The following is a 271-nucleotide window of genomic DNA, read 5'->3' on the forward strand; positions in this document are numbered from 1 at the left end:
TGAGCCAGGATCAAACTCTCATTTAATCTTGTTCTCATTCTGTCACTGACAGATTTATCGTTTTTGACAGGTTACTTCCGTAACCCGCACGTTTGGTTCGTATTGTTCAGTTTTCAAAGGTCTTTGTGAATTTCGAGAATTCACATCGGGAAGACAGGATTCGAACCTGCGACCCCTTGGTCCCAAACCAAGTGCTCTACCAAGCTGAGCTACTTCCCGAAATTATGCACCCTGCAGGATTCGAACCTGCAACCGCCTGATTCGTAGTCAG

General features: G+C 45.8%; 1 tRNA gene. It reads right to left on the reverse strand.

The features are described 5' to 3' along the window. Window positions 1-145: 145 nt before the first annotated feature. A tRNA-Pro gene (locus JG537_RS09630) sits at window positions 146-219 on the reverse strand. Window positions 220-271: the final 52 nt, after the last annotated feature.

The sequence above is a fragment of the Streptococcus vicugnae genome (genome assembly GCF_016461705.1).
GTDB lineage: Bacteria > Bacillota > Bacilli > Lactobacillales > Streptococcaceae > Streptococcus > Streptococcus vicugnae.